The sequence below is a fragment of the Sphingobacterium psychroaquaticum genome (genome assembly GCF_004421025.1).
Classification (GTDB): Bacteria; Bacteroidota; Bacteroidia; order Sphingobacteriales; family Sphingobacteriaceae; genus Sphingobacterium; species Sphingobacterium psychroaquaticum.
In genome coordinates this window covers 3,636,792-3,651,226 of record NZ_CP038029.1, presented here as the reverse complement: position 1 = coordinate 3,651,226, position 14,435 = coordinate 3,636,792, and the positions used below count along the sequence as shown (strand labels likewise).

The following is a 14,435-nucleotide window of genomic DNA, read 5'->3' as shown; positions in this document are numbered from 1 at the left end:
ATTATTTTAATCTGCTAAAATAAGATAATATTTCTTGGTTGTTGTATACCGTTGCTTCCTTATTTACATCGATTGCACTTTCCGGCATGGTAGCTATTAAGGCTTCATCGGGTGATTGCACATATACTTTACCACCTTGATATTGGATGTGTAAAAGACCATTTGTACCATCCTTATTCGCACCGGAGAGAAGAAATCCAACACACTCTTTGCCATACGAATCCGCGGCCGACTCGAACAAGACATCGATCGAGGGGCGCGAAAACTGGATGAAATCAGAAAGATCTAACGAAAATGTGTGATCTGGCTCCACCAGTAAATGATAGCCTGGGCCAGCAAAATAAATCGTGTTGGATAGAATCGCTTCCTTATCTGTTGCTTGCAAAATAGTGCGATTAAGCCTGTTGGATAGGAGTTCTTCAATGCGCGTACTGTACTTTGGGTTGCGATGAATAATAACGACTATAGCTGGTTTAAAAACCAGCGGTAGTGCTTCGATAATGTCAACAATCAGATTGTAAGACCCCGCACTGCCACCAATCAATATAATTTGATCTGCTTTAGGCATTATTTAATCTTTTGGTATATGTTGAATTCTTTATTTATGACTTTAAATTTAGAAATAATGTCATGATTTACGAGTCTTTCTTTTGAACCAAGACATAAGAAACCAAATTCACTGAGCGATTCATAGAAAAGGTCAAATACCTTTTTCTGAAGCTCTAGATCAAAGTATATAAGTACATTTCTGCAGGAGATGAATTGAAACTCGTTGAACGTGTAATCGCTCACTAAGTTGTGTTGTGAGAACAGGATGTTCTTTCGGATATCAGCATTGATAATCGCCGCATCGTAGCGTGCCGTGTAATAATCTGATAAGCTATTTTTAGCGCCGCTGGCGATATAGTTTTCGGAATATGTTTTTATTTTTTTTAATGGATATATCGCTTTCCGTGCGGTCTCTAGGACGACACTATTGATATCTGTGCCATAGATAAAGCTGCGGTTATAAAGACCGTACTCTTCGAGTAAGATAGCGAGTGAGTAAACTTCTTCTCCTGTGGAGCAGCCAGCACTCCAGAATTTAAGTCGAGGATAGGTTTCCAAGTAAGGGAAGACCTCTGAAACAAGCGTCGCATAGTATTTGGGATCACGGAACATTTCCGTTACATTAACCGTTATCTCATTGATTAGGAAACCTTGAAAAGATTCGACATTAATAATCGCATTTTTAAGATCTACAACATCCATCCGTTCCAGATCCATGATACGTTGTATCCTTCTTTTTAAAGAGGACTTGCTGTACCCGGAAAAATCAAAACCTGAAGCATTTTGTAGGAGTACTACGATTTCTTCAAGTTCCGCAAAACTTATTAAGGACGTTGTTAACTTAACCATACGCGCATTAATGATACTAACTTATCGATGTCAATAGGCTTACTTATATAATCATTAGCCCCCATCTGGATGGATTTCTCACGATCTCCTTTCATGGCTTTTGCTGTGACCGCAATAATAGGTAATTTTCCATTATCTGGATTTTCACGAATTTTACTGATCGCTTCATAACCATCCATTTCTGGCATCATGATATCCATGAGGATAATGTCGATCAGCTCTGGGTTGTTATTTACAATTTCAAGGGCCTCTAAACCATTGTTCGCAATCTCAATTTCCATGTCGTATGCTTGCAGTACGGTTGTTAATGCAAAAACGTTACGCATATCATCGTCAGCAATCAAAACTCGCTTACCACTTAAGCTGTCTTTGTGCTTACTGATGGTGTCAAGTTTTGCCATGTTGCGAACAGGAGAGTAGTTTTCTGAGCTGATTTTGTTCAGAAAAAGATTAACCTCATCAATTAATCGATTATTGCTCTTGCTTGATTTAACAATCATAGCCTTGGTATGCTGATGTACGTGATTCAGCTGTTCTTTGGTCAGCTCGGACGCGGTATTGATAATGATAGGGGTTTCTTGATACTTCGGAAGTGCCTTGATTTCATCCAGTAGGTCGAAACCGTTCGCATCAGGAAGTTTTATGTCCAAGATAATGCAGTCTATATTATCTTCCTCATCGAGCTTGTGCATCGCTGTTTGTGCAGAGAAAGCTTGAATAACATTGATGTCCTTTTCGGCAAAGGCTGATTTTATGATCTGACTTTGAAACTCCTGATCTTCAATTAACAATACCTTTTTAATCCCTTCTCTGATATTGAGGTTTATATTTTCAAACGCCTTTTTTAAAGATTCCTCGGTCATCGGTTTGGATAAGAAGCCGATGGCGCCACTTTCTATAAAATCGCGTTGGTTGAAATTTGCACCCGACATCATATGTACAGGGATGTGTTTTGTTTCCGGGGAACCTTTCAACGTTCGTAAAACTTCCCATCCATCAGATATAGGCAGCATGACGTCGAGAATTACCGCGTGTGGCCGGTGTGCTTTTGCTTTTTCTATCGCCTCAGCTCCATCATGCGCAAGCATCACATTAAAGCCATACTCCTCAGCAAAATTCTTTAATATATCAGCAAAATTATTGTCGTCCTCTACGATAAGGAGGGTTTTATTATCTCCTCTTTTCTGGTCATTAGGTGCCGGGGTTTTCTCTGCGACGGTGCTATAGGTAACAGGGCGTGGATGATGTACTCGCTGATCCATAGCTTCAACATTCGAGCTATCACTTATTTCAGGAGACTGCGAATGTGGAATAATGAGTGTAAAAGTACTTCCCTCACCCAAGGTGCTATCTAAGGTGATGCGACCACCTAGCAAACTCGCTATTTCTCGGCTTATAGAAAGACCAAGACCCGTGCCTCCATACTTTCTACTTGTGGAACCATCCTCTTGATGAAAAGCTTCAAAGATCAAGTCTTGTTTTTCAGCAGATATGCCTTTTCCATTATCTTTAACAATAAAGCGCAGATGCTCGTCATCGGCGTTGATATTGAATTCGATTTTGCCTTTTTTATCGGTGAATTTGAACGCATTGGAGATGAAGTTTTTTACCACTTGTTCCAAGCGGTATTCATCGGTAATGAAAGATGCCGGCACCTGGTCAGAAACATTGATGGTAAAATCGATTTCTTTCTCCCTCGCATTCTCTTGGAACAGACTATCCAAGTTGTTTACAAAGTCTTTAATATTTACCTTTTCAAAGTTTAATTCTACTTTGCCGGATTCGATCTTTGCTAAATCTAATAATTCATTGATCAACTGAAGCAAGTCGCTACCTGCACTGTGGATGACGGAAGCATATTTGATCTGTTCAGGGTTTAATGTTTTGTTATCTTGCAGCAACTTGGCCAAGATCAGGATACTGTTGAGCGGTGTGCGGAGTTCATGACTCATATTCGCCATAAATTCAGACTTATACTTACTCGCCAATTCTACTTCATTGATCTTTTCTTCGACGATACGCTGTGTAACATTGAGTTCCTCATTGCGCACCTCCAGTTGTTTGGCTTTATCTTCAAGTTCTGTATTTGATTGTTGAAGCTCTTCTTGCTGAACGCGTAACTCTTCTTCGGAAGCTTCCAACAGGTTCGTCTTGTAGATCAGTTCTTCATTTGTAATTCGTAATTCCTCTTGTTGTGCTTCCAGTTCCTCTGTCTGCTGTTGCGTTTCCTCTAACAGGTTTTCGACCAATGTTCTGCTTTGCCCAAACTTTATGGATACCGCGATTGTTCTAGAAATGCGTAACAAATATTTGAGTGTTCTCGCTAAAGTGGATTGGTCGGCAAAGTCCCCACCGATTTCTATTAAGCCAAAGGTATGGTGCTCGTAAACCAACGGCACAAGGATTATATCCTTAATTGCATCTTTCGTTAAAGAGGTGGAAGATGTAAAGTTTTGTTCATTATTAGCAGCAATCACCTTGATTTCCTGCTGTTCTGTAACATGACCAAGAAGTCCTTCGTTGTCGACGAATTGACGAATAGGCTGATGTGATTTGTCTATTCCTATTTGCTGCTTAAGATGGTATTCATGGGAGTCAGATTTTCTAATATATATGGTTCCGGCGTAAAAATCCAATGACTGTAGAACCGTGTTAAAACTAATTTTTGCAATCTGATCCTCATTATCCACTCCGTTGAGCGCTTCATTAAGTTTACTCGATTCTTGGAGGATCCAATTCGAGTTCTCAATATCTACTCGAGTTTCCTGTAATTCTTTATTTAGTAAATGCGTTTGTTTGGAACGAAGGCTTAACTCTTTAAATATTTGTAGAATTCGATAAAAAATAAACAGAATAAATAGAAAAGGCAAGGTCACTAATACATACCCTGTTTTCTTGAGGTTGTCAATTTTCTCAAAAATAGCTTTGGTAACGACTGATTTGTTTTGAACGAGTAATTTTCGAACTTCAATTATTTCACGATTGATAACATCATGCTCCTTACTGAGAATACCCATTTTCTCCACGGTAGGCTTGTTGTTGATCGCGGAGAGACTATCGGTCGATAGAAACCGTTGTAGATCTTTATCTAATTTATTGATTTTTGGTAAGATCGTATGGTTGTCTGCTAGGCTTTTTTTGAGAAGCATAAAAGTGCCATCCATGATATGGCCAATATTTGATAAGGAGTCGTAAGGAAGTTTTCCCGTTACAAAAAAGTAGGTGCTCTTTTGTTCCATTGCATGTTGGAAACTTTGGTTTAGCCCGTCAAGAGCACTGATCTTTATTTGGGTTTTTTCCGTAACATCTCTAATTTCTTCTACCCGATGAACCAGGTTGTTGAAAAAATAGATCACAATACTGAGTACTATTAAATAAGCAACTAAAATACTTATAAAAATATTCCATCGTTGGATAGTCTCTTTTCTCATCTTATCTGTTTACTGCAAAAATAAAATCATACTATAAAATACACTCTTCAGCGCGAAAAGGCATCTGTTAAAAAATAATCCTACCTAACTCATGCTTTTTTCGCCATGGAGAATAGGTATAGGTTGCTATAAAGTAGTATCAAGAATGCTTATTGCTGTATGCAATTACAGTGCCTTTTTGCTTTAGTCGTTGTTCAAAAAGAGAACTGTAACACGATATCGAAGCTTTTCAAGATAGATGTTCAATAGAAAGGGCTTTATTTTGCCATAACTAAAATTTGTTTTCGGATGCAAAAATAACTATTAATTTATTTATATGTACATATAGCTAATGAAAATAAAATTTATTGTTTAACGACAAATAGCTAAGTGCTTAATTCGTGTCTTTAAGAGGAGCTAAATAGTTTAATCCCATAAGAGCTAAGTGGATGAGATTTGTGTGTGTGCCGGTCCATCTGTACTCATATCCTCAAAACGAAGGAAAGCAAGCTGATGTGTATCAAGCTTTGGCTGTGCTTTAATAACAGCGTAATTTGTTTTCGGGAGGTTTTGTAGGAACTCCGTTTTATCGATACTTTTTACAAATTTTTCAAACAGTGACTGATTAATGCGTGTCTCCAAGGTCGACACATCCCAGTTCTCTTTTTCGGCTTGTTTGAGGTAGAATGCACGAGCTAGATCATCTGTTATTTCCATCAGCACGAGGTAATGTGCCCAAGATAAGGCCAAGGAGATACGTTGGAACACCGGGAATAACGTATAGAATCTGCTGTACAGCCTCAGATTTTCCGGGTTTAACAATAGATCCTGTATCGGTGTTAATGTTAAGGCAATTTTCTCCATCGCAGCACACTCATTATCGAGGTTTTGGTGTTTTTTCTCTGCCGAAATTTGCTTTCCAATTTCCCAAATACAAGTCAACATAAGACTATTAATCTCTTGGAGGGCTTTCATGCGTGCTGAACGGAGTATTGTATCTATATCTTCGACGAATCTATTTGTCATGCGCTTAACTTAAGGCTATTTGGTTTTCTTGATTAAGATACAAAATAATCGTCCACTTCTATCTCTTTTATGAAAGAAAACAATATCTTTAAGGAAATTAATGAAATAATATTCTATGGAACCAGGAATTAGCTTAATCTTAATTATTATTGGTAGCGTTATCGCTTTTTTCTTTTTATTGTACTTATTACCGGTGAACCTCTGGTTTACAGCACAACTGTCAAATGTAAAGATTAGTCTTTTGAACCTTGTTTTAATGCGGCTTCGGAAAGTGCCACCATCCTTGGTGACCAATGCGATGATTACCTCTACGAAAGCCGGTTTACGTATAACAAGTAACGAAATCGAAACACATTATCTCGCAGGCGGTAATGTAAATAAAGTAATTAAGGCGTTGATATCGGCAGATAAAGCAAATATCCCCTTAGATTTTAAATTAGCTACCGCAATTGATCTAGCTGGTCGTGATGTATTCGATGCCGTTCAGTTATCTGTAAATCCACAGGTAATTAATACGCCGCCCGTGGCTGCAGTAGCGAAAGATGGTATTCAGTTGATTGCGAAAGCTCGTGTAACGGTGCGCGCCAATATAAACCAATTAGTCGGTGGTGCGGGAGAAGAAACAATCTTGGCACGTGTTGGCGAAGGGATTGTAACGACGATCGGTTCGTCCACCAACCACAAGGAAGTATTAGAGAATCCGGATCGTATTTCGAAAACTGTGCTTTCGAAGGGATTGGACTCTGGGACAGCCTTTGAGATTCTGTCTATTGATATTGCAGATATTGATATCGGTGAAAACGTGGGCGCTAAGTTGCAGACAGATCAAGCGGAAGCCGATCTTAAAGTTGCGAATGCTAGAGCAGAGGAACGTCGAGCAATGGCTGTTGCTACCGAACAAGAGATGAAAGCGAAAGCACAGGATGCCAAAGCGAAGGTAATCGAGGCTGAAGCACAGGTCCCATTGGCGATGGCTGAGGCTTTTAGAAATGGCAATCTGGGTGTAATGGACTACTATAAGATGCAAAATATTCAAGCGGATACGGATATGAGATCTTCGATCTCTAAACCAGGCGGTGCTGGTAAAGACAAAAGCTAATATTTAGTAATATTTAAAATACACAACCGATTGATTCTTTTAGGGTCAATCGGTTTTTTGTTTTTACTGCTTTTTTATGCCTAAAATTAAGGGTATAAAACAATATTTATGTTAATCAAATCTATGAAACCACAGATGCAAAGCTTGATGCTTTTAGTGCTGTTTATGGCTTTTTTGAATCCGGTTCGAGCACAGAAAAACGTCAATCAAGCGACTATTCATATTCCCGTTTCCGGGAATACATGGCAATCCCCACAAGAGACTAATACGTTGCACCGCACGGATGGTATTATTGGCGGAAAAAGTAGCAGTACCTTTACCACTTATATACGCTTTGGAAAAGCGGGTAAGTTTGTCGTAGGGGCAGAACTCGGAGCCGTTGAAAAGGCCGGGAAGTTGGTCTTTGATATTGAAGGAGAGAAACGTACGATTGCTGTTTCTACATCTAATAGTACGGTCGAAGTTGGTACGTTTACAGTGAAAGATAGCGGGTATGTTGCTATCCGTGTAAAAAGCTTATCGGGGGAGATTCCTGCTATTCGTGCCTATCAGATACGTGGAGAAAGTGATCTTATGAAGACCAGTTCTTATGTCGCGAGCAATGATGATAATTACTTCTATTGGGGACGACGAGGACCATCTGTGCATTTAGGTTACCAGGTACCTACATCAAAAGACGTCGAGTACTACTACAATGAAGTAACGGTGCCTGTCGGTTCAGATGTTATTGGCTCTTATTTTATGGCGAATGGTTTTTCACAAGGTTACTTTGGGATGCAGGTGAACAGTGCACAAGAGCGTCGTATTTTATTTTCTGTGTGGAGTCCTTTTCATACTGATGATCCAAAAGCTATTCCGGATGAGCAAAAGATTGTGATGACCAAGAAAGGAAAGGATGTGTATACAGGAGAATTTGGTAATGAAGGATCCGGTGGACAATCGTTCTTGAAGTACAATTGGAAGGCAGGTAATACGTATAAGTTTATGTTACGTGGCCGACCGGTTGAAAATAACATGACTGAATTTACAGCTTGGTTTTTTGCCGCAGAAGAAGGGCATTGGCGTTTGATTGCACAATTTTTACGCCCAGCCACACACACCTATTTAAAAGGATTTCATTCATTCTTAGAAAACTTCAGTCCGTCGCAAGGTTATATCACACGTGAGGTCAGTTTTAATAACCAATGGGCCAGAGATATTGATGGAGAATGGCATGACTGCAAACAGGCACGATTCACCGCGGATGCGACAGCAAGAAAAGGATATCGATTAGATTATCAAGGAGGTTTGAAAGCAGGCGTATTTTATCTTAAAAACTGCGGTTTCTTTGGTGAACGTACAGCTATAGGTAGCATGTTTGTGCGCGAGTCTTCTAAGAATAAGCCTACTGTAGCAGTGTCAGATTTACCGGTGCAGTAGAAGGTTGTTTCAAAAACAAAACCCTGACGATGGGCGCCAGGGTTTGCTACTAACCAATTATAAACCTAAATTATGAAAAGACAATTTTAATTCGTAATATTGGAATCTGCTGTTGTTTGCAGCTCTATTCCCTAATTACACCACAAAGATAAGGCAAATAATTGTATTTGCAAACCTTTTTTAGGCTTAGTTGTGAAAACAACTACTTTCTGACATTTTTTTGATGCACTGTCTTTTCTTGATAATTCTATGTCTTTTTTGAATCAACGATGTATTGTTAATCAATAAATATATGTATTGTTGCGTGTTTTCTTTTTGTGCGTGTAGGTTTGCCGAACTTGTAAGACTTCTTGAATTTATCTAAGTTTGAATATGATTTTGAAAGACTTTTCACGTGTTAAAGCTGTTTTTCTTGATGTTGATGGTGTGCTGACGGATGGTACGGTACAGGTTACGGAACAGGGGGAACAGTTACGCACATTTTCTATTAAGGATGGCTATGCTATTCAGTTGGCTATTAAAAGAGGATTATTTATTGCTGTCATTACGGGCGGAAATTCGCAGGGAGTTTTACGCCGTTTGCAAGGACTGGGAGTTACAGAAATTTTCTGGGGGATATCCGACAAAGAGGAGCTGATGTTGAAGAAGATAACAGAATATGGCTTTTCTTTGTCCGACGTTGTTTTCGTTGGAGATGATATACCAGATTTAGCCTGTATGCAAAAGGTCGGCATTGCAGCTTGTCCTCATGACGCCGTTGAAGAAATTAAACAAATTTCGGCTTATATTTCACCGCGAAAGGGAGGAGAAGGGTGCGTGCGTGATATTTTAGAGAAAATCCTGAAATTACAAGGGAAATGGGGTGAAGATATAACGGTAAAAAGTATATAACATGCTGCTAGATAGATTGAAAAATATACGGATCGTGTTAGGGTCACAGTCGCCCCGCCGAAAGGAACTTTTAGCAAAGATGGGTGTCTCTTTCGAAGTTATTGTAAAGGAAACCGATGAGGCCTTTGATGTGACTTTGTCGCCGGAGGACATCGTGACGCACATTGCCATGAATAAATTAGCGGGCTTTGTAGGGGGGGAATTTGAATCGGCTCTTGTGATTACGGCGGATACGATTGTGGTCAATGATGGGGTGATTTTAAATAAACCAGGTGCTGATGCGGAAGCGATGGCGATGTTGACTGCTTTACAAGGGAAAACGCATCAGGTGATGACGGCTGTAGGTATTTTGTATAAGGGAGAGAAACAGTCTTTTGTGGAAACGACAACGGTTACTTTTGCAGCGCTCGATTTGGCTGAAATAGGCTATTATGTGGAAAATTTTAAACCCATGGATAAGGCCGGGGCGTATGGTATTCAAGAATGGATTGGATTGGTCGGTGTGGAAAAGATTATTGGAGCTTTTGAAAATGTGGTAGGTTTGCCAACAGCGCGGCTGTATAAAGAACTGAAAAAAATAGTATAACAAGAAAGGGGAGCAAACTCCCCTTTTTTGTTATTTCCAGCCTCCACCAAGGGCTTTATAAATTACGACTTGGTTTAGAATTCGTTCTTTTTGAATTTCAACTTCGTTTATCTGTGCTTCCAATGCATCTTTCTGGGCGGTAATAATATCGAGATAGGATACGCGACCCGCGATAAACAATTCGCCTGCTGCTTCCACAGCTCCATTTAGTGCTTCCACCTGTTCGGTGATATGCACCTGCCGCTCCTGGATATGATCTTGTAGCTGAATCGCACTTGACACCTCGTTGTAAGCATTCAATACGCGTTTTTCGTACTCTAAGAAATTAATGCCGTAGCTTGCTTTGTAATTATTGTATTGCGCTTTAAGCTGCTGTTGGTTGATAATAGGGGCTGTTAATCCTCCGAAAATGCCGTAAGTCAATGATTTTTCGAGACTAACGAGTTTATTAAAACTGAAGGTTTGCAGACCCAGGTATGGAGATAACACGACTGAAGGAAGAAAGGCCGCGCGAACAGATTTCAGTTCATGCTCTGCGGAGAGCAAGTGGAATGCTGCCTCTCTAATATCAGGGCGTTGTGCCAGTAATAGCATCGGTGTGCCTACCTGCAAGGTGTCAAAAAGGGAAACATGTTCTACCTCTCTTACTTCCCGTTTAATTGGCTTATTGAAACGCCCCGACAAGTAGTTGATATGATTCTCTAGAATACTAATCTCCTGTTTTGTTTGTGCTCGCTGACTTTTTGAGTTCGCTAGAAAAGCTTTGAACTGCTGGACGCCCAAGAGGGAAGAACGGCCTGCGTCCTTCTGGAGTTGTGTAATTTCCAGGGCTTTCTCGTTCAGTATAATATTATTATCGAACACTTTTATTTTCGCATCTAAACTTAATAGTTCATAATATGCTGAGGCAATATTTGCTACAATCTCTGTCTCAATAAGTCGACGTGCTTCATTACTAGCTAGAAGTTCATTGAAGGCTGCTTGTTTTTGATTTTTCAGTTTTCCCCATAAATCCAGCTCCCATGAGGCACGTACACCGATAAAGTAATCTGGTACGACCGGTTCTGGGATTTTTTCGTCTGCTTTGAGGTTCTCCGAAAAGTTAGAGTCGTAGTTTCCGATTCCAGACTCGGTGTAAAAACCATATTTGCGTAACCCCGCTTCTGCGGCAAGATCTAAGTTAGGGAGCAAGGCTGCTTTTTTCTGCCTAAAACTGGACTGTGCCATTTCAATACGTTTGATGGCTTGTTGTAGGTCGTAGTTGTAGAGGAGTGCAGAATCGATCAGCATCTTTAGTTCGGGATCTTGAAATACATCCTGCCATTGTTGATGGGCTAAAGAGTTTGTATCTGGCGCTGCGTCAGCCAACTTCTCTTGATAAGTAGCTGGTAGTGCTTTCGGCTCCGGGCGCTCCATCTGCTTAGGGACGCTGCAGGAGACAAAAAACAAAAGGAGTGCAATTACGGCTGTCGCTTTAACAGGAACTTTTTTCTTTTTGCTTTTGGAGAATAATACGAATAAACCTGGAATAACAATAACACCAAGGACCGTACCTATTAACATTCCGCCTACCGAAGCTGTACCAATGGTACGGTTTCCAATAGCACCGGCCCCGGAGGCAAGCATAAGAGGAATCAAGCCCGCAATAAAGGCAAATGAGGTCATTAGGATGGGTCTCAAACGTGCATATGCGCCTTCAATGGATGCCTCCACAATTCCCATTCCTTGTTTTTGTTTTAACACGGCATACTCGACAATTAGAATCGCATTTTTACCTAATAGACCAATCAACATAACCAGTGCAACTTGCGCATAGATATTGTTCTCGAGTCCGAACAACTTTAAGAATAAGAAGGATCCGAAAATACCAGCAGGTAAACATAAAATTACTGGTAATGGAAGAAGGAAGCTTTCATATTGGGCTGCCAATAATAAGTATACGAAGACCAAACACAGTGCAAAGATGTAAATAGCTTGGTCCCCTGAGATTACCTGCTCGCGCGTCATTCCTGCCCATTCAATGGAGTATCCTTGTGGTAGATTCTTGGTTAACTTTTGTACGGCTTCGATAGCCTGCCCGGTACTGTATCCAGGAGCGGGTTGCCCGGTAACCATTGCCGAGGTAAACATATTGTAACGTGTAATCTGCTCCGGACCATATATTTTATTCATGCGAACAAAGGAGGAGTAGGGTACCATTTCACCATCCTTGGTTTTTACAAACAGATTCAGGACGTCTTCCGGTTTTTTTCTGTAATGTGCATCGGCTTGAACCATAACTTTATACATCTGACCGTAGCGAATGAAATTCGTTGCATAGAAACTTCCCATCAATGTTTGAAGGGTGTTCATTGCATTTTCTACAGAAATACCTTTTTTTGCGGCCAAGTCGTAATCTATTTCCAACATATATTGTGGGAAACTGACATCAAAGCTGGAAGTGGCATTCTCAATGGCAGGATCATTGGCGAGATCGGTCAGGAATTTTTGAACGACCTCATCCGTTTTACCAAGATCTTCATTGCCACTGCGGTCCAATAAACGCAGTTCGAAACCAGCAGCATTACCAAAGCCTGGTACGGTTGGTGGTGGGAAAAATTCAATCTCTGCATCCGCGATATGTGCTGTTTTCGCACGGAGTTCACGGATGATATCATCTACGCTCTGGGAACGATCTTCCCAAGCCTTCAGGTTAATCATCCCCATTCCATAGGATGCGCCTGAAACTTCTGTTAAAATACTATATCCGGCCAACGTAGAGACGGTTTCGACCGCTTCTAAATCGCGTGAAATAGCATCGACCTCATCCAAAATACGTTCCGTTCGATCGACTGTAGCGCCCGGAGGTGTCGTTACGCTTAAGTAAACCATACCTTGGTCTTCAGTTGGGATAAATCCCGAAGGAAGAATTGCACTGGTTCCCCAGGTGGCGACAAAGAAAATGGTTAGCATGATTAAGGTCAGCGAGCGGCGGCCCACAATACGAGCGAGTAATGCTTTATAACCGTTAGCCAGTTTGTCGTACCTTTTATTGAATTGTCGGAAAAAGCGATCCAGCCAATTGTTAGATTCCTTCTTGTCGTGCGGTGATCGTAAGATAAGCGCACATAAAGCAGGTGTTAAAGTCAATGCATTAATACCGGAAATTACAATTGCTGAGGCTAGCGTTAAGGAGAATTGACGATAGAAAATACCGACCGGTCCAGAGAGGAATGCGACGGGAATAAATACCGCTGACATGACCAGTGTAATTGCAATTACGGCCGTCCCCACTTCCTTAATAGCGGCCAAGGTTGCTTCTAGCGGAGGAAGATGTTCTTCTTCCATCTTCGCATACACGGCCTCGACGACGACAATACCGTTATCGACGACAATACCTATCGCTAGTACCAGCGCGAAAAGCGTCAGTAAATTGATGGAGAATCCCATCATTTGCATAAAAAATAAGGCGCCGATTAGACTCACCGGGACAGCAAGAATTGGAATTATGGTTGCCCGGAAATTTTGCAAGAAAATGAAAACGACAAGAAAAACTAGAATAAAAGCTTCGATAAGGGTTTTTATAACGCTGGAAATGGAAGCATCTAAAAAACGAGATACATCATACCCCATAGTGTAGGTCATCCCTGCAGGAAAGTTTGCCGTCTTCAACTCTTCCATTCGATCTTTAACACGCTGGATTACATCCTGTGCATTAGATCCTGGAAGCTGCTTGAGCATGATCGATGCCGAAGGACGACCGTCGGTTTTGGAGACCATCTCGTAGTCGAGGGAACCAAATTCTACTTCGGCAATATCTTTGATACGGACAATGGATCCATCAACGTTTGCTCGAATAGGCACATTTTCATACTGTTCGGGCTCAGAGAATTTTCCTGGATAGCGCAGTACGTACTGTTGCATGTTCACCGTTTTATCCGAGCTGATTCCTGTCTGTCCGGGCGCTGCTTCAATATTTTGTCGACGGAGTGACTCGATAACTTCATCGGTAGAAATCTGGTAGGCCGCTAAACGATCCGGTTTTAACCACACCCGCATAGCGTAGTCACGCATCCCCATGATTTGAGCAAAACCAACACCCTCGATACGCTTGAGTTCTTTTAAGATATTGATATCCGTGAAATTGTAGATGAAGCGTTCATCAGCGGTCTTGTCATCGGTGTAAATGTTCAGATACATCAACATACTGTTGACTTCTTTTTCCGTTGTTACACCCGCACGGATTACCTCCTCAGGAAGTTCATCCAACACAGTAGTAACCCTGTTTTGTACGTTTACAGCTGCAATATCCGGGTCGACACCTACTTTAAAAGAAACCTGAATCAGTGTCGTACCATTATTGGTCGTAACGGTATTCATGGATGTCATACCGGCAACACCGTTGATGGCCTTCTCGAGTGGGATAGCAACAGCATTTGTACTCACCTCAGCATTTGCTCCTGTATAATTTGCCGTAACAACAACAGAGGGCGGAACGATATCGGGAAACTGCGTGATCGGCAGCGTAAACAGGGCTAAAAGACCCAGCAAGGTAATGAAGATGGATATGACCAATGATAATATTGGTCTCTTTATATAAGTTTCAAACATAAGTTCTAGTATTTGT

Annotated in this window: 9 protein-coding genes; 4 read left to right on the top strand and 5 right to left on the bottom strand. The window is 40.9% G+C overall.

All coding sequences use genetic code 11. The annotated features are described in order from the left end of the window. Nucleotide 1: 1 nt before the first annotated feature. The 4 genes from E2P86_RS15115 to E2P86_RS15100 form a co-directional block, all read right to left on the bottom strand. Entirely contained in the window at nt 2-568 is a 567-nt protein-coding gene (locus tag E2P86_RS15115; protein WP_085474412.1) for a chemotaxis protein CheB, read from the bottom strand. Then, nucleotides 568-1,398: a CheR family methyltransferase gene (locus E2P86_RS15110; protein WP_085474411.1), complete on the bottom strand. Its 831-nt coding sequence runs from the start codon at nt 1,396-1,398 to the stop codon at nt 568-570. Before E2P86_RS15110 ends, E2P86_RS15115 begins: the two co-directional genes overlap by 1 nt. Continuing rightward, entirely contained in the window at nt 1,386-4,829 is a 3,444-nt protein-coding gene (locus tag E2P86_RS15105) for a hybrid sensor histidine kinase/response regulator (protein ID WP_134433656.1), read from the bottom strand. Before E2P86_RS15105 ends, E2P86_RS15110 begins: the two co-directional genes overlap by 13 nt. A gap of 420 nt (nt 4,830-5,249) precedes the next feature. After that, nucleotides 5,250-5,834, bottom strand: a complete 585-nt coding sequence (locus E2P86_RS15100; protein ID WP_134433655.1) for a DUF1016 N-terminal domain-containing protein — start codon at nt 5,832-5,834, stop codon at nt 5,250-5,252. A 115-nt stretch (nt 5,835-5,949) separates the two neighbouring features. Between E2P86_RS15100 and floA the strand changes: the two genes are divergently transcribed. From floA to E2P86_RS15080, 4 genes are all read left to right on the top strand, one after another. Then, the gene (floA, locus tag E2P86_RS15095) at nt 5,950-6,933 is read left to right on the top strand and encodes a flotillin-like protein FloA (protein ID WP_085474408.1); all 984 of its coding nucleotides are present in this window, start codon (nt 5,950-5,952) and stop codon (nt 6,931-6,933) included. Between the two features lie 108 nt (nt 6,934-7,041). After that, nucleotides 7,042-8,352 (top strand): DUF3472 domain-containing protein, encoded by a 1,311-nt coding sequence (locus E2P86_RS15090; RefSeq protein WP_240775519.1) that lies wholly within the window; start codon nt 7,042-7,044, stop codon nt 8,350-8,352. A gap of 372 nt (nt 8,353-8,724) precedes the next feature. Continuing rightward, entirely contained in the window at nt 8,725-9,243 is a 519-nt protein-coding gene (locus E2P86_RS15085) for a KdsC family phosphatase (protein ID WP_134433654.1), read from the top strand. A gap of 1 nt (nt 9,244) precedes the next feature. Next, nucleotides 9,245-9,829 carry a Maf family nucleotide pyrophosphatase gene (locus tag E2P86_RS15080; RefSeq protein WP_240775518.1) on the top strand — a complete coding sequence of 195 codons (585 nt, stop codon included), beginning with the start codon at nt 9,245-9,247 and terminating at the stop codon, nt 9,827-9,829. A gap of 30 nt (nt 9,830-9,859) precedes the next feature. Here the strand turns inward: E2P86_RS15080 and E2P86_RS15075 are convergent, their stop codons facing one another. Further along, nucleotides 9,860-14,419 (bottom strand): efflux RND transporter permease subunit, encoded by a 4,560-nt coding sequence (locus tag E2P86_RS15075; RefSeq protein WP_085474405.1) that lies wholly within the window; start codon nt 14,417-14,419, stop codon nt 9,860-9,862. Nucleotides 14,420-14,435: the final 16 nt, after the last annotated feature.